Here is a 20,557-nt window from a genome sequence, read left to right on the forward strand (position 1 = left end):
ATATCAATATAAAGGAATAGAAATGTGAATTTGTGAAGATAACAACTCCTATTTTTAGATTCAATAATGAAAAGTTGCTCCTTATTGAATCTAAAAATAACCCACAAACGATAAATTGTAAACTTCCTATTTTCTTAATATGAACGCTCCTTTTCATTTGTTACTTTATTGTTTTTTAATATATTTTAGGATTTTAAAATAGTATCTACTAAAAAATATATGAATTGAATTAATTTATAAAAATATATATTAGTTTAGGTTACATATGTAAGGGATGAATCATAGAATGTGAGATGATATATAATTTTTCAAAATTATAATGAAGGGGCAATAAAATGAAATCATACTTTAAAAAAAGAATAATAAGTAGAGGAGATGTGGAAAAATGTAAGCTCATTGGGAATGGGAGAGATGGAGAAGTATATGAATTAGCCTATGATAAATGCGTGAAAATGTTTTATCAGGAAGAAACTCAAAAAAAAGAGTTGAAAGCCTTGATAATTGGACAATCATCACCTATTATTCCACGGCTTTATGAGTATGGGGAAAACTATATTGTTATGGAGTATATACATGGTATTTCTCTTGCCGGTTACTTGAAAAGAGAACAAAAAATGACAGAAGAATTAACTAAGAAAATCTTAATGATGCTGAATGAATTAAAAAAGATAGGATTTACTAGATGGGATGCTGAGGTGAGACATGTTTTAATAAATGAAAAGGGTCAACTAAAAGTCATTGACCATAAAAGAGCTTTTACTGCAAATATTCAGGTTCCAGTTAAGTTATTAAAGGGGCTTGAAAAATTTGGACTAGCACAGGATTTTTTAAACCATGTGAAGAATATACAGCCTTCTCTTTATAATAAATGGATGTAATATCGATAAAAAACGAGGCGTCTTGGAAGTGATACTTTTTAATGTTAAAACCACTGAACGCTTGTTTTTCAGAATTTGTAGGCGATAAGACTTCTTTCCTTAAGATTGGGAGGAAAATGGCAGAGTAACTACTGGTATGTACTTAATTGGAAAGATATTTCTATTGTTGAAGGGGAAAGAGAACTTTCAGTAATGGCAGGGTTTCTATATCATGTAAGACGGAAATACACATGTAAACCTCAATAGATTATACAGCTGAAGTATTTATTATTAGTAATAAATAAAAGCAGGTTTTCCGCTAATGACGGTTTCTTTTTGCGGTATCAATCATAAATTAAGAAGTACAAGGAGTGAGAATACTAATGAAAGAACGTATTTTAGTCATTGGCGCACATCCTGACGATGAGTTATTAGGATCTGGCGGAACTTTAAAAAGATTAGTAGATGAAGGGCATCACGTAGTTTCAATTATTACTGCTCTAGGAAGAAAAGAGGAAGCTCATCACATACAGCAACTAGGCCGATGTGCAAATAAGACGATAGGTATTGAAGAAGTGATATTTCTCCAGAATGCTAATTTAGAATTAGAATTGATCCCGCTGCATCAATTAACGAAAGAAATAGAAAAACTAATACAGATTTATAAACCAAACAAAATCTTCACTCATCATTATGGAGACCTCAATATTGATCATCATATTACTTTTCAAGCGGTTTTGACTGCGACTCGACCTTTACCAAACCAACAACCGATAGAATTGATTACATTTGAAACCGTTTCCTCTAGTGAGTGGAATATTCACACGAATGATAAATCTTTCAAGCCTAATTATTTTGTCAACATTACAGATCAAATAGATTCAAAGATTGCTGCGCTTAAACACTATGATGTAGAAATGAGAGATTTTCCTCATCCACGTTCATACGAAGGAATTCAATACTTAGGAAGAGTTAGGGGAATGACAATTGGTGTACCATACGCCGAAGCGTTCGAAGTGATAAGGAGGGTTTGGAAATGAAAATGAAGCTTGAGTTTCCATATCCATATGTAGTCAAAACAATGGATGAATATTTTGGAATTCGTTCATACTCATCACAAAAAAAGAAGAGTACAAAGCAAGAACGTTATAAATATACAGAAGCAAAGATGTCTAAAAAGAAAAATCTATCTATATTAATCGCTACGTTTTGGGATTATCCTCATACTGGTGGATTATCTAATTATATTACAGCACTAAGTGAAGGTTTAAGAAAACAGGGCCATCACGTCGACATTGTCTCACCTAACCAATTTTCCCAAAGCCGAGTAGAAAACGTGCGTGAAGCAGTTGTTCCCCAATTAAAAAAGTTTTTAAAAACTCGTTATGAAAATTATAATAGTACAATTGTCAGGAACCTCAAAAATATGTATACCTTCGAAAAAATGCTGCTTGAAAATATCAAAATTAAAAAATATGATATCCTCCATGCGCAAGACTTGTTCACAGCAAATATATTAGGAAGAATTAATGAATATTACGGAAAAAAATTACTATTTACACCTCATGGGATGTTTACTTTTAACCGACTTAAATTTGGCTTATTTCAAAAAGGTTCGCTAGAAGAAGCCTACCATACAGTATTGGAAAGAAAGGCGATTGAATTTGCTAATCACCTTATTATTCTCAGTGATTCATTTCGTGAGCCATTAATGAAGTTGGGGGCAAAACAAGAGAACATGACAACTGTACTGACAGGTATTGATTATCCTGATAAGTATCGTGCAAAAAATACATCAGAGAATAAAAAACTCGTTATTACATGTGTGGCTAGATTAGGTCCAAGAAAAGGGCATGATGTATTACTTGACGCTCTTTCGCAGATGGGAAGTAAATATACTGATAACGTTAAATTGCTCATTGTCGGAGATGGTGAGATGAGAGATAAGTTAGAAGAGAAAGTTGATGATTTGAATCTTTCCATGGTGGAGTTTTTAGGACAAAGGAATGATGTGTCAGACATTTTAAGTAAAAGCGATATTTTTGTACTTCCAACTTTAAATGATAGCCTACCTATTTCTATTATTGAGGCAATGCATAGTGGAGTTTGTGTCATTTCGACGCCGTCGGGAGGTATACCTGAACTGGTTAAACATTCTAAGACAGGCATCCTTGTCGATGCAGGAGATGCAAAAAAATTGGCACGCGCATTAAAATTCGTTATTGAAAATGAGCAAGCACGAGAGCAGCTAGGTAAAAATGCAAGAACGTTCGCTAAGAAGCATTTAACTAGAGAGACAATGGTAGCAAATATTGAAAAAATCTACAAAAGTATTTAGGTGGGGAAGGATTCTATGAATCATGAACATGCAGCAGTTGTACTGGATTTAAGTGCCAACGGAATCGGAATTATTAGAAGCTTAGCGAGAAAAGGAATTAGCGTGTATGCATTTGATGTAGAGAAACCTTATAAAATAGGAAAGTCACGCCTCGCTTCATGTGGAATATGCCCAAGCCCTTTATATGAAGAAAAGAAATTGCTCATTTTTTTAATTAACTTGGCTAAAGAATTTAAACTGAAACCCGTTTTGTATACAGGTGCAGATGATTATGTGGTATTCATTTCAAAATATCGAATGGAGCTGTCTAAATACTATTTATTTTTGTTTCCTGAGCATTCATTGATTGAAGAAACGCTAAATAAATATAAAATGTATGAACTCGCAGTCAAACATAATATTCCATGCCCTAAAACGTATGTGATTGAGAAGGGAGAACAATTGGAAGAAGCGATACTGAGCCTCGATTTCCCTTGTATATTAAAGCCGATTTTAGGACATGAATTTCGAAAAAAGATAAACAAGAAGGCTATTCTCATACAAAATCCAGACCAACTTAGAAATGAGTATAAATCGTATCGACAGTATGGAAAACTCATCCTGCAGGAAATTATTCCTGGCGATAATCAATGTTTTTATAAAGTTGCCACATTTTATGACGATAACATGGAGTTACTAGCGTTATTTTCTTTACAAAAGAATCATCAATTCCCAGCAGAATTTGGAACAGGGGCTCACATCGTTAGTAAACAGGTCCCAGAATTAGTGGATATATGCTTACCTTTTTTCAAAAGTATTAACCTTAAAGGGATCGCTATGGCAGAGTTTAAAAAGGACCCTCGCGATGGTGTTTATAAGTTTATCGAAATAAACCCTCGTTTTTGGTTAACGCATAGTTTAACAGGACCTGCTGGCATCGATTTTGTTTACATGTATTATTTATATTTAACTAAGCAAAATCCAGCGCCAAGACTTCAACAAATAGACGGTATCAAATGGATCTATCTTGTACGGTATTATTTAACATTCCGCCATAAGAAAAAAAGAGATGAAATGACGTTGAAGGACTTTTATAAAGGATTGCGAGGCAAAAAAGAGTTTGCTTTGTTTGCGTGGGATGATCCAATGCCATTCATTAGAAGTACATGGTCGCATTTGAAAAACGCCTGGAAACGAAAGCGAAAGGAATGAAAACATTTGTACGAGGCAAAAACATTATCTTATCATTTTGAAAAAATGAAAGTTGCAGAAAAACTCTCTTATTCAATGGATAAGAGAGTTGTAATTGATCTTGAAAAAATGGAGTGTCTAAAATCAACAAGAAGAAGCAGTATATACAAATTATCTCTTCAAACAAAAGTTGGTTACTATCCTATCATTTTAAAAGTATATAATTCATCAGATTACAAAAATGAAGTAGAGATTAATATATATGATAGAGCTTATCCTATATTGAAAGAATTTCTTCCTGAAATATATCTCATTGAACAAAATGGAAATGAAACATGGATATTTATGGAATTTATACGCCAAGTGCGCGGTCAGATCACCTTCTCTCCGAAACATTTTGACTACATTATCCCCACTGTTGCCAAGCTTCATGCACATACATTTGAAGACAAGGTTAAAAAACATAAAGATGTTTGGGAATCTTGGCTCCCTATTTATGAATCGAGCCGCATGAGGAGCGATCGAGCTAAATACATTAGAAAGACAATTGATTTTCTCGATGATGCGATGAAAGACGACCGGTTAAGGGAGGTTATTAAACCTCATTATAAATCGCTAATAAAACTATGTAATAAGGGACCAGATTTTTTTCCGGAACTATTTGAAAATGGTTCATCGATAACGCATGGTGATCTTCATATGCAAAATATATGCAGCAACAATATGACATTAAATACACACTGGAATATTCAGTTTATCGATTGGGAGTCAACGAAATATGCTCCGGTCTGGTTTGACATGGTTGTTCTAGTTGAAATATTACTAGGATTCAGAAAAGATTGGCAGGGCCGTGCAGAAGAAATTCGCACACATTGTGTAGAATTCTATGCAAAAGAAATGAAGAAGAATGGTATTACATTTAAAAATGCTCCAATTAATCTTTATAAAATGGCATATTTGCAGAGAACATTAGAAAAGGGACTGCATACCCAGCTACGAAGAATATTCGATAACCGTGGCGGTGAGTTATTGACGTATCATCTTGAAAAAATTTCAACCTGGGGAAAAGAATTAGGTTTATAGCATATATAAAACTTTCACCATCAGCTGAGTTAGGAGGAGATACTTCTGAATACAACAAAGGAAGAGCGAAATGAACCTATTTATCCTTTCCATGCGAGTCTGCTAAAAATCATGGATGAATATTATCAAATAGATAGTAAAAAAAATTATAGAATCAAACCGTTTCAGACATTTGGGATCAAAAAAGATAGTATACCAAGTAAAACAAAAAAATTAAAAATTCTTTATGTAACATTTTTTAGATATCCAAATACAGGGGGATTATCAAACTATATTACTTCCTTGAAAACAGGTTTTGAAAAATATGGTCATGACGTAGATGTTATCTCTCCTACTCAAATGACATCAGTTCATCTAGAACAAGATATTCCGCAAGCTGCTGAACATGCAAGGGATTTTATGTTACAACGATATGGTACAGCTAATGAAAAAATTATAAAAAACACGAGCTTTTTGAACGTGTTCAAGTCTTTTTTAAGAGAAAGAAGTCTAGAACAATATGATGTGTTTCATGCAGAAGATCTATTTGCTGTCTTTTTATTAGGACAACTAAATTTAGAATATAAAAAACCTCTTTTTTTTACACCACATGGGCATTTTACAAGAAGTCGATTAAAGTTCGATAAAATAAAAAAAGGATCAATTGAAGAAGCGTATTTTAGTGAAATTGAAAAACAGGGAATAAGAGCCTCGGATCAAATTATAACGATTAGTAATTCCTTTCATTCTCCTTTAGAAGAATATGGGGCAAAGACAGAACAATTGATTACTGTTCATACAGGTATACATTTTCATCTACCTTCTATATCTAAAGAGAAGTGTAATGATAATGTTGTAATTTCTTGTGTTTCCCGTCTTTCTCCTCGAAAAGGTCATGATATTTTTTTGAAAGCGCTCTCGCGAATTCGACAAGATTTGTCTAATGTAGAGGTGTGGATTGTTGGTGATGGTGTTATGAGAGAAAGATTAGAAACCCAAGTGCTACAACTTGGTCTCGACAATATTAAGTTCTTTGGCAGAAGAACAGATATACCAGAAATTCTTTCTTCTTCTGAAATCTATGTTTTACCTACCATTAACGACAATTTTCCAATTTCAGTTATTGAAGCTATGCTTTCTCGTCAAGCTATTATTACAACAAATTGTGGTGGTATACCAGAAATGATTCAAAACGGAAAAACAGGGATTATTTGTGATCCAGGCAATGTGCAACAACTTTCCAATGCTCTTAAATTGCTTTTAACGAATAAGAGTCTGCGTGAAACTTTAGGAAGAGAGGCTCAGGCCTATTCACGACAACATCTTACGCAAGATGTGATGGTCTCAAAGATTGAAAAAATCTATCAATCTTTTATGAGCGATATGTAGAACCTGTATGGAATGCATTCGTGGAAGGAATGATGAATCTATGTATACCCTAAATGAAAAAACGAAAGTATACATTAATATTAAGTGTACACTTTACTTCCCTATAGGAGCCTAGCATCATTAAAGGCAGAAAATAATGATTATCCAAATTATAAGAAGAGGGATATTAATTAATATTTTTAGGGGGACGTAGCCCATACCCGTCAAGCTAAGATTTTTAATTACCCTCATAACAAAAATTTTATGCATCGTTGATCACTGATAATGAGACTTATGTAAATTAAACGAAAAGGTTCGGAAAAATTCCGTACCTTTTTATTTTTTCTTCCTCTAGTTGTTATTTAATCCTTGACTTAGAGTTGAGTCGAAGTAGTAGCATGTAAAGAAAGGAGGAAATGAAAATGTATAGTATATCAGAAGTGGCTACAAAAACAGGATTCACGGCTCATACTTTGCGCTATTATGAAAAGATTGGTCTATTGTCTTCTCCATTAAGAAAGGGTGGGAAAAGAAGATATACAGAAGGTGAAATTAGATTACTTAAATTCATGAAAATGTTAAAGCAAACAGGAATGTCTTTAGAAGATATCCAAGAATTTCTAAAGGATGGATGTCTTCTAGAAAATATTGATTCTAATGACATCCAGTTAAAAAAGATTCAAATCCGAGTATATATTTTAAAGAAACACCTACTCCTTTTAGAAGAGCAGAAACAAGAGATTGAAACGGTTATGAATGTGGCGAAGGTGAAATTAGAGACATATGAAACGATGATTGGAGGCTTAAAAGGTGAAGAGTAAGATATATCTTATGTTAATAGGTTTTGCTGTATTTACAGGGGCTACTTTCAACCTGGCTAAGTATTCTGTTCACTATTTCTCAGCTGTAAGTGCTGCAGCATGGCGATTTGGTATAGCTGCATTAGTTATGGTACTTATCTTGGGATTTCAAAAACAAATAAAGATAAGAATCATTAAGACCCATTGGAAAATGTATACCTTACTTGGTATTATAGGCATCTTTGGATTCAACACTTTTTTCTTTTTAGGGATGAAGTATACTTCGCCTTTAAATGGGGCATTGATTATGGGAACTAATCCTTTAGTAACTGCACTTTTTGCATATTTTATTTTAAAAAATCCGATTACAAAACAGCAAATGCTTGGCATGGCTTTTGCTTTAGTAGGTGTTATTTTGGTGCTCACTCAAGGTTCATTAGAAATTATTCGAACTTTATTTTTTTCTAAAGGTGATTTACTGATCTTAGCAGGGAATATATGTTGGGCTTTATACGGTGTATTAGGAAGAAAATATTTAAATGGTAGTTCTTCAATGGAGACAACCACCTATACGATGGTAATTGGGTCTCTTTGCCTTACGATACTAACGGTCTTTTTACCAAGTCCTCACCCTTTATCTTACGTTACGTTCTCAGCTTGGGGTGCTATTTTATTCATGGCTCTATTTACGAGCGTATTAGGCTACCTTTGGTGGAATAAAGGTATGGCTACTATTGGTGCAAGTAACACGTCTTTATTTTTCAACTTAGTTCCAGTAGTCACGATGATTCTTTCTATTATAACTGGTGCTACTATTTCATTACCTCAAATAGTAGGTACATATTTAGTTATTTTAGGAGTTCTAACAGCTTCTGGATTCTTACGTTTGAAAAGAAAACAAAAAGTTTCAGCTTCATTATAAGAATAAATTTGATAAAGACTATATATGGGTAGCACCACATCACTATCAGGCTAAGGTTTTACACTACCCATAAAGCAAAAAAGACGTTATCCTTTCCTATGATTCTATAGAAAGAATAGCGTATTTTTTCATTTTAAGGGAATTTTGTTTTGTTAGCTTTATAGCGACGCCTCGTATTTTTCCATGAAATTAATTTTATGGCTTGGAAGTTATCCATCGTTTTATATCATTTAACACATAAAAGGGGACGTGCTTGGGTTGCATATAGTCTTGAACGGTCTTGTTTTCTCCCGCTATTGTATATCCGTGATTAAGGTCTGGATACAGTTTAAATGTTGCATTTGTAGTATTTTGCAACGCTGACCGCCATTTTTCTAAGTGAGAACTAGGAACTTGAAAATCTGCTCCTCCTTGCATGACAAGCAAGGGTATATTTAGGGTTCTTACAACTGAACTTGGCCTATAATCTTTTACACTATACCACCAATGGGCATTTGGAGGTAAAACGAATTGCTCCGGTGGGTGGCTTGGATCAAAATCTGGTTGGTTAAGCAATTGTAACTGACTTCGGTAAAATTCCATTTCTCCCTCTGATATCATTCCTCCTGAATCTTCTTCAAAATAGGACTCGATCTCCGTAATAGAAGGGTTAGGGGACGAAAGAATGATTCCACCTGCAAAACTACCGGGGGGAGCTTTACTTATAATTTGTGGAACCATCAATCCTCCTCTACTGTGTCCCGCAACAAATATGCTATTTTTATTAATAAATGGCATGGATTTTAGAAGTTGCAAAGATGCTAAAGCATCCTCTACAAATTCTTCTTGCACTGAGTATGTTCGGTAAGTATGTATATAATGTTCGCGTGTCTTTTTCTCGTATCGAAGAACAGCTACCCCTTGACTAGCTAAACCTAGGGCTATATCTTTAAATGGTTTTAAGGCGAATATAGAGGAGTCTCTATCTAATTCTCCATCTCCTTGAACAAGTATGACAACAGGGAAGGGACCTTTTCCTTTTGGAATTGTTAGTGTTCCAGGTACAGCGTCCTTTTCGCTTCCAATCGTCACTTCCTTTTCAACGTAGACATCAGGATTTACATAACTAGGTAACTGGTACTCTTGCTTAGAATATAGGAAATTAACATAAAAATCATCGACCTTCCCTCTCTTATCAAATTTCACTTCTATTGGTATGGTAGACTGTTGATTTTGAAATGTTAAAGTGACTGTACAATGCACGTTATTACGAGAAAAATTTGATTGTACGATCTGGTAAGAAGATAGGTTCTTCATGAACAAAACGATGGAATTAGGAATATCTTTTTCAGTGAATGTATTATTTGTGTATTGTAGGGCTTTTTCTAAATTTCCCGTCTGTAATAGATATACAAACTTCTTGGCATTCTCCTTCAAGAGCTTGTCGTTTACGGTAACTACTTCTCCAATCTTTAGAGTAGGCTCTGCGTATACACTATCAATAGTCCAAGGTACTATTGATAGCATTACAGTTGTAGCAGTTGTAACACGTAATAATGTCTTCATATACTTTCATTCCTCCTTATACATTATTCAATTGAACTGTAGTGTTTGTTGTACTAGATCGTATATTATTTTAGAAGAATATGGTTAAAGAAAACATGTATTTGTCTTACAAATTAAGCTTGTATTCTTACAAAATTGTCACCTTCCATAAGGGGTACTACTCCATCGCCAACAAGCTGAAAAGAACAAGTTACCTCAAAATGAAAAAATAAGCTGAATTCTCATAAATAATTGTAAAAAGATAAAATTTTCGTTATGGAGGGTTCTCAAAACCTTAGCTTGATGGGCATGGGGTCCCGTCCACATTTTAACGAACATACGTTAAGCAAATTTCGACACGAAAAAACGTTGATTTTACTACTCTAAGGGGTCCTGACGCATGCCCATCAACTTAAGAACAGAAACAAAATGAACCTTCGTTCAAATACACTAAAAAACTCTTAGAGCACTTTTTACCTTTAAAAATGAGCATATCAAATAAACCTAGATAAGTATCTTTTTTAAAATTATGCAGCTTTCTTTTGTTTTTTTAATTCATTATACTCATAGACAACACCCAAAATATCAAAGACAGTTTTTTTCTCATATCTGTGAGATTTCCGTCCATTTTTCTGTAGAAGGTGGAACAGACTGATAAGAACCTTTGCTATTTCTTGAGTGTTTTGCTGCATGGTTTGATATAAAATGTGTAAATGATCTTGAATCATTCCAATTGCTTTATATTCACTTAATTCCCGTTTCTTCTTTTGTAAAATTAATTGTCGCATCTTAAACATAATAGAAGAACATAAAAAATGGAAATAAGTTTTCCATAAACATGGCATTCTAATCGCTCTTGTTTAATATTTTGCCAATGATGAATTTGAAATAGGGATTTCCAAGTTTTAAAGATGATTTCAATTTGCCAGCGGAGAGAATAAAAATCATGGATTTGTTCCATCGGAACAATCTCCCAGGGGATATTGGTAACATATAGGTTCATTCCAGTTAATCGTTTGCTCTTTTCCGAATATGTAATGCCCTTTTTACTTTCCGTATACACTTGTTTTTTCATACGCTCATGAAGTTGTTTTTCTGTTAATCGATACATAATCACCCGAGTGAATAGTTTTTTATCCTTTCCAATATAAGCTTCTTTTATTTCATAGACCTGCCCTGGTTTTAAGGTATCCATAATGTATTCTAAATCAACTTTGATGTACTGAGACTGTTTTTTTATTGTCCCATTTCGAAAGTATTCAGGAAATTCATTTTTGATATACACCATATTATTTAATTTGAGCCGTGATATATAATACACGCCACGTTGATCCATTTGATCTAAATCATCTAGTGAATAATAGCCTAAATCCCGAATACATAGATCACCAGGGCGTAATGTCGATAAACACTCTGTTCCAAAGGTTTTATCATTATTTTTCCCTGGTTCAATTTGAACATTTAAAAACTGACCACTATGTAAATCATATTCTAATTGAATTTTTATACCAGCTGTTTGTGCACAACCACCTGACCCAGGGTACACACTAGCTAAATGTTTTGGCACTTGGAAAGTCGTTGCATCTAAAATACGAATTCGTTGAAAATAAGCGATTGAAGAGCTTGGAATCACTGATGTTTCACAAATTTTACTTTTTAGCAATGTAGAGAAAATGTGTTTTAAAAAGCAAACAGCTTTTTTATTGAAACGCTTATTGAGTCCTTCTGGACTCATGAGTGTTCCTGTAACAGCATGAAGTTGACTACACAGTCTCACTAAAGAATCACTCGCTACTCGTTGACTAATCCAAACACATATAGTAGCTAAATCGTGCCCTGAAAATTTACGTTTCCGTTGTACAAAACCTAGTTCTCTAGCAAGATTTTCCAAAAATGAAGGAGTGAGATGTTCATATAATTCTTCAGCAAATAATTGTAGTTCACTCTGAATCGAAAGATTCATAAAAAACGCCATCCTTTCTGTATATTTCTACAAAAAGAATAACGTTTTTTTGTATTTAATGGTATTAAAATCTCTTAAGTTAAGGGGCATGTATGGTGACCCCTATTTCTTAAATTATGTTGCATAAAAAAGTGGGCTATTTTGAATAAATGGTGTTGCATTAGCGTCTGATTTTAGAAACATCAAGAATTTTCGTTTAGGCTTAGAATTTTTTGGATAATTTCATTTCTTTCAGTACTTGTAAAAGTCTTTAGTTTTGGAGCTGAAGGGAGGTTGAAATTTACATGAGAATGAGATAGTTCAAAAAGAAAAGTACCAATTAATTGTTTATTTTGGTTTTCAATGACAATCCAAAAGATACGCTTTTCATGATCAGGCGTTCCCCATTTTGCTTTTTCAATAGAATTTCTAAAATTTAAGCACCCAGCAATAATAAAGTCATCTTCTTTTGTTTTTTCAGCAGACTGAAAACCAGCATTCTCAAGCTCTTTCCATGCTGGGGGAAGTAGTTTATCTAAGTACATACCATACGTAGCATCTTCATACTCAGGAAATAATTTTTGGAGTTCCTCAATGGTATTTGCAAGAACTTCTTCCCAATGGTCCTTTAGATAACCAGATACTTTTTGTCCTAACTCTTCAATTGACATTTCGGGTTGAATGTTTAATTTTGACATTTAGATCCCTCCATCATTTTTTATTACTTACTCCTTAATCTTATAACATTAAAGCCAATTATAAAGTTTTCAATTGTATATACTTATTTTAGAGGGGATAAAATGATAAACTTTATAATAAATTTAATGTTGACAGGGATGAAAAAGAATGAAGAATAATATAAGGCCTATTGATATTGCGAAAAGGCTAAATTTAAGTACTAGCACTTTAAGAAGTTACGAAACAAGGGGGATTATCCCAACCACAGAAAGGTTGGGTACAGGATATCGAATCTATACGGAGGAACATTTAGCATATTTTGAATGTATAGTAGCCATGTCACCTGGATTTGGAATGGAAATAACAACAGCTGTATTAAAAAAACTGCAACAAAAAAATCTGAATTCTGCACTCTGGATAATCAACGAGATACAAGCAGTCACCTATCAAGAAAAAGAGTTAGCTACTAGAATAATAAAAGACCTAAACAATATCATTGATTCTCAATCGATAGCAAATAACCTAATGACGATTGGAGAGGTAGCAAATAAAGCGAAAATTTCTACTTCTACTATACGATATTGGGAAAAAGAGAGATATGTTAATTCAAAGAGAGGTGAAAATAATTATCGCTACTTTAATTCATATCAGTTTATTAAAATTTTGTTAATGAAGCTTACACAAAAAGCTGTGTATTCACACGAAATTGTTCAATTAAAAAAATCTATTAGAAATTTGGAGGAATACAATATTGAAGGGGCAAAAAGCATTGTCGAGGAGTGCCAACAACATTTAAATAAACGTAATCAAGAACAGTTACATGGACTATATTTTTTGTATCGATTATGTGCAAAGTTAGGATTAAAATAACTAAGAAAATATTAATATGGGGTACCTCCACATCACCATCAAGCTAATATTTTCATATCCCCCCTAAATTAAAATTTTCTTTCTCTACAGATAGCTATTCTGAGAAGCCGCTCATTTTTTCGTTTTGGGGGCATTTCTTTTTCTTAAGTTGATGGGCATGGGGTACCGCCCACATTTTAACGAAAATATACGCTAAGCAAAATTCGATACAAAAAAACGTTGAATTTACTACTCTAAACTACGATAAAATAAAAATATCTAAATATTGTCTGATAAAAAAATATTTTAGACTATTAACGTTGAAAATAGCGTTGTTTAATAAATGATACTAATGACATTGTTTTAAATTGCGTTTGGATATCTGACAAAGTAGATTGGAAATCATTTTGAAAGTTATCAAGTACATTGTTATAGTGATCTTTTTGCTTAATCATGAAAGCGAAATACATGTCAGATACTCTATTTTCAGTATCTGTACAGAAAATATGGATATCATTTCTTTGCACTATTAGATTAAAGTAGCCATTTTTCACAGTAAAGCCAACTTTTGTATAAAAACCTATTAAATATTCTTCATCAAAGGCTGTATTCAGCTTACCCCTGAAATAGAGTTCATAACCAGGGTAGCTAAAGTAAGTCCATCTGAATATAGAATATACCATAGCTGTTCCAACACCTTTTCCAATAGGCTCTGCATCTAAACTAGTAATATGAATTCGAATTGTTTTTTCTGAATGATCTTCTTTAATACAACATGTAGCAGTTCCAACCTTAGAATTATTAAGGTGTTCATGAAATTCTATATCGAAAGTGATGAAGTCTAACCGTTCTTCAATACGAGTAAATGAACTTTTTAATTTCTGACCATTTTTAGTCATGATTATTGGGAGTGTAGTTAACATAGTTTAAATTAAGTCCTTTCTACAGTGTAATACCTATAGGGGTAGCACGCACATTTTAACGTTTTTATACGCTAAAGGATTCTCAAAACTCAATAACACAATTTGAATTGAGATTTTGATTTAAAGATGAGTTTTGAGACGTTATTTAGGATTTTTTCAGCACCTTTTACACTGAAATGCATCTGTCTCAAATACCTACGTTTTTGAGATTAATAATTTGCTTAGAGTAGTAAAATCAACGTTTTTTGATGTCGAAAATTGCTTAGCGTATATTTTCGTTAAAATGTGGGCGGGACCCCATGCCCATCAAGCTAAAGTTTTGAAGTATCCCCAAAACGAAAAATTTATTATTTTATAGTTATTTATGAGAATTCAGCTGAATTTTTTGTTTTGGGGAACAATGAGTTTCTTAGCTGGATGGAGATGTGGTGATACCCTTATTAAGATGGCTCTGTTAAACTTGATTGTTGATTTTCTTCAAACTTAATAAGCATATTCGAAATGAAACTCGAATATGCTTATTTTTTAGAGTAACGAATAATTATTAATCAGCCTCCGCTAGTTGTTGAACGAAATGAGCAAATTCTAAAGGCTTTTGCTTTTTTAAATAATAATCTTCTGCTACCCAATATCTATTTTGATATTTCTTTAATCGCTCTTCCAAATCCCCTATGTATGTATCACGATGAAGTACACGCTCGTATCTTATCTCTCTAGGGCAATCTAAGAATACTACGTAGTCATAAAATGTTTTCCATTCTTCCCTCAAAAGAAAAATACCTTCAATGATTATAATACTTTTAGGTGGTATCTTTATCGTTCTCTGTGTAAATGTATCTTTTTCCTTGTTGTAAAATGGCAAAGATAAATACTTTTCATTTTGATACAATTTGTCGTATAAGTGTTCTTTTAGATAATTAGTATCCCATTGTAACTGATAGTATTCAAACCATTCATCGTGCCCTGTATTATATCTCTTAGCTTTCTCAACAATATGGTCGTCTATATGGATAATTACTACATTATCTAGGACATTTTTTAGTTGATGTACTAGTGTCGTTTTCCCAGCACCACTTAAACCATCTATCGCAAGAACAAAAGGTCTATCTATATTATGCTTTTTGTACTTTTCTTTTATTTGTTGCTTTAAACAATCCCATTTATCCATTCAAATTATTGTCCTTTCTGCCCTTTTCTTAACTAAGGAAACTTAATTTTTCTTTTATTACAGACAATTATTCTACAAATATCTCCAAAAACCTTGTTATGCTATCATTTTTCTTAATAGAATCATTGCGTTTGTTTCGTTTAGCGGGTTTAAGCACATGCCCATCAAGCTAATTTCCACATGTATCCCTATATGCCTAAAATACGCTATCCTTTTAGTAGAGTAATTGATAAGGATGGTGTTTTTTTATGGATACTTCATTGCACGAACAACTGCAACTCTTTGCACAGGAACTATATAGTCATTTGTCCCCTAAAATCCTTCACAGACTCGCAAAAGAAGTAGGGTTTGTCCGCAGGACAAGTAAGTACAATGGGCAAGACCTTGTGTCACTGTGTGTCTGGCTCAGTCACAAAATTGCATCTTCCTCTCTTAATCAATTATGCAGCACATTAGAAGCTGCGACAGAGGTACTTATCAGTCCACAAGGACTGAATGAACGATTTAATCCCGCTGCTGTTCAACTATTGCACGACATTCTCATTGAATTGCTTCAAAAGAAGATTGCAACACAACCTGCTATTTCTGGTGTTCATACGGAACATTTTCGTCGCATTCGTGTACTCGATTCAACCGTATTTCAATTACCTGATATATTCGCAGGTAATTATGCAGGTGCTGGTGGAAGTGCTCATAAAGCTGGCGTGAAAATTCATTTTGAATGTGACTTATTGAGTGGAGATGTACTTCATCTTCATGTAGGAGAAGGAAAAGAAAATGACCAGGTATATGGTTCGCAGTGTATAGATTCTCTGGAAAAAGATGATGTCCGCATTGGAGACCTTGGCTATTTTTCGTTAGAAGATTTTCGGGACATTGCTGAAATGGAAGCATATTTTCTTTCAAGACTGAAACTGAATACTCGTATCTATTACAAAAATCCTAATCCTGAGAAGTTTCGCAATGGAACAATAAAAAAGCATTCCGAATTTATTCAGATTGATGTCGCACAGTTCTTAGAAACGTTACAACCCGGAGAAACCATTGAATTATCAGAGGTGTATATTGGCATGTATGAAAAGCTTCCCGCGCGAGTTATCCTGTATCGGCTGACGGAACAACAAATGCGAAATCGGGAAAAGGATATGGCAAAGAGGGAGAAGAAAAAGGGAATCATTTATAAAGAAAAAAGCAAACGGCTCAGTGCCATCAATCTCTACTGTACGAATATTCCTGCGGAATATGTAGAAATGAACCAAATTCATGACTTTTACTCCCTGCGCTGGCAAATAGAAATTCTATTTAAAACATGGAAATCCCTTTTTGCCATTCATGTATGTAAAAAAGTGAAGATAGAGCGGCTGGAGTGCCATATCTATGGGCAACTCATCCGCATTCTCATCTGCTCATCAACTATGTTTCGAATGCGGGAGTTACTCCTGCGAAAACGCAAAAAGGAGCTGAGTGAATACAAAGCGATCTATATGATACATGACTATCTGCCGCTTCTGTATCAAGCTATTCAACAGGGTGTTCAACAATTAACAAGCATATTTCTTCGTCTGTACAAGCTCTTGGAGAGAAACGGGCGAAAATCCCACCGGTATGTGAAGAAAACCGTTTTTGATATTCTGGGTATTGTATATGAGCAAAGAGGGAAAATGAAAACAGCTGCATAAGCAAAAAAAACGTCCAAATTGGACGCTTGTTTGTCGTGTCTATTTTTAAGAAAAAGAAGCACAGGGCTTATACAGCAACCTATGATATGGCTAGTTACGCTGGTTGTAGTTACATAACTAATGCTTAGGTTGATAGGCATGGGGTCCTGACGTCAAAACGCGGATAGCGTACGCTAATACATTTTTTTGAATATAAAAACCCGATTTTCCTATCCTAAGGAGAATCGGGTCCAATTACTAATAGGTATTTGCCATGATGTACAACAGCAACAAATTTTATTATGGTTCTTGTACTAGACGGAGCATCTTATTATTGTATTTGTAAGCTTAGATTGATTTTTATATATCCAAAGAAACATATCTTTGTTAATCTCAAATATGGTCGGATAGTTAACAAAATAAGCCATAAATATAGTTTGTATAGCCAGCATTATTTTTGGTATGGATTGGATCTCAAGTTCATTTAAAGGGTTTAATTTGTTATATTCCCTAAACAGTTCTGGAACAAAGTTAAACCAAAGCTCTTTCAAAGGCTCAATAGAGAAAATTTCGCTTAGAACACTTGTGCAACAATAACATGGATCAAACACTCTAACATTGACCTCAGCAATTTCAAAGTCAATAATTCCTGAAACATGTTGATCTTTCAATATTATATTTGAAAGATGAGCATCCCGATGAATTAATTGCTTTGGCAACTTCTCAACTATTTCTTTCAAATCTTTTTCCAAATCAAGATAAATTTCTTTTAACTCCTCATCCTGATTTATTTTTAAAACTTCTCTAACCGCCCAATTATAGACTTGATTATATAGGTTTTTGTGTTCAAAATTTATTGCTATTTCTACATCAAGCATTTCTTTGTGGATAGAAGCAATTGCTTTTCCGAAAAGACGAGGAATGATTTCTACCAACAACATCACCAATATGGAGTCCCGCCAGCAAATCGGAAAAAACCCACGTTAAGCAGATTTCGACAAATCGGTTGCTAACGCAACACAATTTAAAACAAGGCTAAAATGACTCAAAAACCACGCTAAGAGCATGCAAGATTTTATACAGTTTTTCAGCTCATTCAGTAACAAAGGAGAACCCTAAAACCGCGCCAGGATAGGAATGTATAAAAAGATGCATAGATTCATAGGAAAAGAGAAATGTGGATTCCTTGTGAGAATAAGGGTCCGCCTTTTTTCTTGCTTCCCATAACTAATCGCTTCTTCATAATGGTACAATAAGGAAAAGGAGGAAGTATATATGAAATACAAATTTACAAATGATGAAATTATACTCTCACCATTGCTCTCCAAGGTTGTTTTCAAGAAGGAGGATATTACAGGTGTTTCTATTCCAACAGACTATGCACCATCTAATGGTACATTTATAGGTGCTATTGATCGTGGAATGGATACAGTTATGCTTCATACGAAAAAAGGAAACTATTATTTCTATATCAGCAATGCAAAGGCATTCGTTAAGAAAGTACAAGACTTTTGCGTTTCTACATAATGAAGATCCCTCTCTATTCTGGAGAGGGGTTTGTTATAAAAAACTTTAGATATGGAGGAAACCAATGAAATTCTATGTGGCATCAAATTTTCAAAACAAAGATAACGTTAGATATGTTAGCGAAAAACTAAAAAGCAAAGGATTCACTCATACGTATGATTAGACTCAAAATGAAAGAGCCTCAACGTTTACTGACTTAATAAACATAGGTCAAGCTGAGAAAAATGCTGTAATAGAATCAGATTTTATTGTAGTGCTACTGCCTGCAGGAAAAGGGAGTCACATTGAATTTGGAATTGCTTTAGGTACAGGCAAGAAAATATATCTTTACTCGCCCGATGAGGAATTTAACAACTTTGAAACAACGAGTACGTTTTATCATCTACCACAAGTCGAGCATGTTACAGGCAGTATAGATGAACTAATAGAGGTTTTGACCTTAAAGGTGTATGTTATTTGAATCGAAACACCTTTTACAGCTACAAAGTAACTTCCAATAACGAATTTTACGTCAACTAGCACCTATTGCGGGGGACTATTTGTGTTTTTACAATAGTGAAGATGAGATTTCACTTTTAGAAATTGTCTTAACGTATAAAATCCGCGTTTTTCAGTCAGTACCCCATGAAAAAGTCAAAACTCCCTAACCTCGACTAGCTAGGGAGATGGTATAACAGCCACATGAGGAATTATTTGTAAGATATCAAACTTTCAAAAAAATGTATCTATGTAAATATTGGTAAAGCAAAAGCTAATTGCTCATCCTAAAGAGGAAACAGGCTGTGGTCTAGCATGTTTGTAATATGTGTAGATAGTGAAATATTATGCGAAGTGCAATAGAACCGGTCACTATATTATTCTGAGAAAATTGTACGCTAAGAATTACAAAACCTTATCATTACAGCCTTTTTGCACCAGAACCCGAGAAATCAAGTTGAACTAATATATTTCTATATTGTAGAGATGTTAATCTGGTAAAATATCTTATGATATAAATTAAAATTTTTGGAGGATACAGGTGAAGAACATAAAATTGGATAAGGATTGGATTTTGTTACTTGAGGAATTACAGAAAGCTGGTATTTCGAAAGAAGAATTTAAAGCTTTTTTGGAGTTAAAAAAAACTGAAAAAGAAAACAAATAATAAGTATTTTCTACATCCGTTTAAGTATTTTTATGAAATTGCTTAGAATAGAAAAATAGGATTTTTTTCCTATTTTTCTATTGTGCATAAGTTTAGGTTCTTTATATAATATCAATAAGTAGCTACATAAAGATAAGCAGGAAGTATCTGATCGATAAAGGCAAACTTATCGAAAGATAAGGACGCAAAGCTCCAGGTCTAAGGTGATAAACATGATATTTTCATTATGATGGCTGGGCTACCGGTGCAAACGGGGGATTAGATGGAAAATCAGGTTGAAAAAAAAGTTAAAGATCAAGAGCAAGAACCAGGTTTTATTGATTTAGAATGGCAAGAATTAATTCTTGATGCCAAAAGAATGGGCTTGACTGTTAATGAAGTACGTAATTTTTTTTTCAGTGAACAGAACAAGATATGCAGTAATTAACTCTTAAAGAGGTTCTGTTCGTAAAAGTGGCTTGATTATCTTATTAGGATAGTGCATGCCCATCAACTTAAGAACATGCACTATCCTAAAAAATAAAAAACGTTATTCTTTCTAAACAAGCTAGATTATTAGAAAGGATAACGTTTTTTATTAAGTTGCTGGTTCTGGTGCAAATACTTCAGGAGAGGCATAAAGAGGCG

18 protein-coding genes, 2 pseudogenes and 1 riboswitch are annotated in these 20,557 nt (G+C 33.7%); of the genes and pseudogenes, 14 read left to right on the forward strand and 6 right to left on the reverse strand.

The annotated features are described in order from the left end of the window. Positions 1 to 335: 335 nt before the first annotated feature. The 8 genes from AB1279_RS10270 (at position 336) to AB1279_RS10305 (ending at position 8,517) form a co-directional block, all read left to right on the forward strand. A complete protein-coding gene (locus AB1279_RS10270) occupies positions 336 to 878 on the forward strand; it encodes an AarF/UbiB family protein (protein WP_429758646.1) in 543 nt (180 codons plus the stop codon). 362 nt (positions 879 to 1,240) lie between these two features. Continuing rightward, positions 1,241 to 1,897, forward strand: coding sequence for a PIG-L deacetylase family protein (locus tag AB1279_RS10275; RefSeq protein ID WP_429758647.1), 657 nt, complete (start codon positions 1,241 to 1,243; stop codon positions 1,895 to 1,897). Further along, positions 1,894 to 3,195: a glycosyltransferase family 4 protein gene (locus tag AB1279_RS10280; protein ID WP_429758648.1), complete on the forward strand. Its 1,302-nt coding sequence runs from the start codon at positions 1,894 to 1,896 to the stop codon at positions 3,193 to 3,195. The genes AB1279_RS10275 and AB1279_RS10280 overlap by 4 nt, the downstream gene beginning before the upstream one ends. A 15-nt stretch (positions 3,196 to 3,210) precedes the next feature. Next, a complete protein-coding gene (locus AB1279_RS10285) occupies positions 3,211 to 4,386 on the forward strand; it encodes a carbamoyl-phosphate synthase (RefSeq protein WP_429758649.1) in 1,176 nt (391 codons plus the stop codon). Between the two features lie 6 nt (positions 4,387 to 4,392). Continuing rightward, the gene (locus tag AB1279_RS10290; protein WP_429758650.1) at positions 4,393 to 5,448 is read left to right on the forward strand and encodes a phosphotransferase; all 1,056 of its coding nucleotides are present in this window, start codon (positions 4,393 to 4,395) and stop codon (positions 5,446 to 5,448) included. Between the two features lie 39 nt (positions 5,449 to 5,487). After that, complete coding sequence (locus AB1279_RS10295; protein ID WP_429761340.1) at positions 5,488 to 6,816, forward strand: glycosyltransferase family 4 protein; 1,329 nt, start codon at positions 5,488 to 5,490, stop codon at positions 6,814 to 6,816. A gap of 401 nt (positions 6,817 to 7,217) precedes the next feature. Further along, a complete protein-coding gene (locus AB1279_RS10300) occupies positions 7,218 to 7,616 on the forward strand; it encodes a MerR family transcriptional regulator (RefSeq protein ID WP_429758651.1) in 399 nt (132 codons plus the stop codon). Further along, positions 7,606 to 8,517: a DMT family transporter gene (locus AB1279_RS10305; protein WP_429758652.1), complete on the forward strand. Its 912-nt coding sequence runs from the start codon at positions 7,606 to 7,608 to the stop codon at positions 8,515 to 8,517. Before AB1279_RS10300 ends, AB1279_RS10305 begins: the two co-directional genes overlap by 11 nt. Before the next feature lie 195 nt (positions 8,518 to 8,712). On the opposite strand, the gene AB1279_RS10310 is transcribed toward AB1279_RS10305, so the two are convergent. From AB1279_RS10310 to AB1279_RS10320, 3 genes and pseudogenes are all read right to left on the reverse strand, one after another. Next, positions 8,713 to 10,062 carry an alpha/beta hydrolase family protein gene (locus AB1279_RS10310; protein WP_429758653.1) on the reverse strand — a complete coding sequence of 450 codons (1,350 nt, stop codon included), beginning with the start codon at positions 10,060 to 10,062 and terminating at the stop codon, positions 8,713 to 8,715. Positions 10,063 to 10,568: 506 nt separating this feature from the next. Further along, positions 10,569 to 12,004: pseudogene (locus AB1279_RS10315) on the reverse strand (IS4 family transposase). Positions 12,005 to 12,186: 182 nt separating this feature from the next. Further along, positions 12,187 to 12,681, reverse strand: a complete 495-nt coding sequence (locus AB1279_RS10320; protein ID WP_429758654.1) for a DUF6022 family protein — start codon at positions 12,679 to 12,681, stop codon at positions 12,187 to 12,189. 148 nt (positions 12,682 to 12,829) lie between these two features. Here AB1279_RS10320 and AB1279_RS10325 point away from each other — a divergent pair, with 148 nt between their 5' ends. Further along, positions 12,830 to 13,531: a MerR family transcriptional regulator gene (locus tag AB1279_RS10325; RefSeq protein WP_377881883.1), complete on the forward strand. Its 702-nt coding sequence runs from the start codon at positions 12,830 to 12,832 to the stop codon at positions 13,529 to 13,531. 293 nt (positions 13,532 to 13,824) lie between these two features. On the opposite strand, the gene AB1279_RS10330 is transcribed toward AB1279_RS10325, so the two are convergent. Next, the gene (locus AB1279_RS10330; protein WP_429758655.1) at positions 13,825 to 14,433 is read right to left on the reverse strand and encodes a GNAT family N-acetyltransferase; all 609 of its coding nucleotides are present in this window, start codon (positions 14,431 to 14,433) and stop codon (positions 13,825 to 13,827) included. 544 nt (positions 14,434 to 14,977) lie between these two features. After that, positions 14,978 to 15,601, reverse strand: a complete 624-nt coding sequence (locus AB1279_RS10335) for a kinase (protein WP_429758656.1) — start codon at positions 15,599 to 15,601, stop codon at positions 14,978 to 14,980. A gap of 248 nt (positions 15,602 to 15,849) precedes the next feature. Here AB1279_RS10335 and AB1279_RS10340 point away from each other — a divergent pair, with 248 nt between their 5' ends. Beyond that, positions 15,850 to 17,280 (forward strand): IS4 family transposase, encoded by a 1,431-nt coding sequence (locus tag AB1279_RS10340; protein WP_429758657.1) that lies wholly within the window; start codon positions 15,850 to 15,852, stop codon positions 17,278 to 17,280. A 293-nt stretch (positions 17,281 to 17,573) separates the two neighbouring features. Here AB1279_RS10340 and AB1279_RS10345 read toward each other — a convergent pair whose 3' ends face one another. Further along, positions 17,574 to 18,194, reverse strand: coding sequence for a phosphotransferase enzyme family protein (locus AB1279_RS10345; RefSeq protein ID WP_429758658.1), 621 nt, complete (start codon positions 18,192 to 18,194; stop codon positions 17,574 to 17,576). Positions 18,195 to 18,534: 340 nt separating this feature from the next. Between AB1279_RS10345 and AB1279_RS10350 the strand changes: the two genes are divergently transcribed. From AB1279_RS10350 to AB1279_RS10365, 4 genes and pseudogenes are all read left to right on the forward strand, one after another. Then, positions 18,535 to 18,786: a hypothetical protein gene (locus AB1279_RS10350; RefSeq protein WP_429758659.1), complete on the forward strand. Its 252-nt coding sequence runs from the start codon at positions 18,535 to 18,537 to the stop codon at positions 18,784 to 18,786. A gap of 64 nt (positions 18,787 to 18,850) precedes the next feature. Beyond that, positions 18,851 to 19,246 (forward strand): annotated as a pseudogene (locus AB1279_RS10355) (group-specific protein). Between the two features lie 558 nt (positions 19,247 to 19,804). Continuing rightward, positions 19,805 to 19,930, forward strand: coding sequence for a hypothetical protein (locus AB1279_RS10360; protein ID WP_377882929.1), 126 nt, complete (start codon positions 19,805 to 19,807; stop codon positions 19,928 to 19,930). 149 nt (positions 19,931 to 20,079) lie between these two features. Then, positions 20,080 to 20,176, forward strand: a riboswitch (cyclic di-GMP riboswitch). A gap of 16 nt (positions 20,177 to 20,192) precedes the next feature. Next, on the forward strand, positions 20,193 to 20,357 hold the full coding sequence (locus AB1279_RS10365; protein WP_429758660.1) for an anti-repressor SinI family protein: 165 nt from the start codon (positions 20,193 to 20,195) through the stop codon (positions 20,355 to 20,357). Positions 20,358 to 20,557 lie beyond the last annotated feature (200 nt).

The sequence above is a fragment of the Bacillus sp. S14(2024) genome, from assembly GCF_050473785.1.
Lineage (GTDB): Bacteria > Bacillota > Bacilli > Bacillales > Bacillaceae_G > Bacillus_A > Bacillus_A yunxiaonensis.

Bases quoted from the DNA above. Each gene is read 5' to 3' on its own strand.
- AB1279_RS10285 (WP_429758649.1), top strand. From the start codon at position 3,211: ATGAATCATGAACATGCAGCAGTTGTACTGGATTTAAGTGCCAACGGA.
- AB1279_RS10325 (WP_377881883.1), top strand. From the start codon at position 12,830: ATGAAGAATAATATAAGGCCTATTGATATTGCGAAAAGGCTAAATTTA.
- AB1279_RS10270 (WP_429758646.1), top strand. From the start codon at position 336: ATGAAATCATACTTTAAAAAAAGAATAATAAGTAGAGGAGATGTGGAA.
- AB1279_RS10340 (WP_429758657.1), top strand. From the start codon at position 15,850: ATGGATACTTCATTGCACGAACAACTGCAACTCTTTGCACAGGAACTA.
- AB1279_RS10275 (WP_429758647.1), top strand. From the start codon at position 1,241: ATGAAAGAACGTATTTTAGTCATTGGCGCACATCCTGACGATGAGTTA.
- AB1279_RS10330 (WP_429758655.1), bottom strand. From the start codon at position 14,433: ATGTTAACTACACTCCCAATAATCATGACTAAAAATGGTCAGAAATTA.
- AB1279_RS10335 (WP_429758656.1), bottom strand. From the start codon at position 15,601: ATGGATAAATGGGATTGTTTAAAGCAACAAATAAAAGAAAAGTACAAA.
- AB1279_RS10320 (WP_429758654.1), bottom strand. From the start codon at position 12,681: ATGTCAAAATTAAACATTCAACCCGAAATGTCAATTGAAGAGTTAGGA.
- AB1279_RS10365 (WP_429758660.1), top strand. From the start codon at position 20,193: ATGGAAAATCAGGTTGAAAAAAAAGTTAAAGATCAAGAGCAAGAACCA.
- AB1279_RS10350 (WP_429758659.1), top strand. From the start codon at position 18,535: ATGAAATACAAATTTACAAATGATGAAATTATACTCTCACCATTGCTC.
- AB1279_RS10310 (WP_429758653.1), bottom strand. From the start codon at position 10,062: ATGAAGACATTATTACGTGTTACAACTGCTACAACTGTAATGCTATCA.
- AB1279_RS10300 (WP_429758651.1), top strand. From the start codon at position 7,218: ATGTATAGTATATCAGAAGTGGCTACAAAAACAGGATTCACGGCTCAT.
- AB1279_RS10280 (WP_429758648.1), top strand. From the start codon at position 1,894: ATGAAAATGAAGCTTGAGTTTCCATATCCATATGTAGTCAAAACAATG.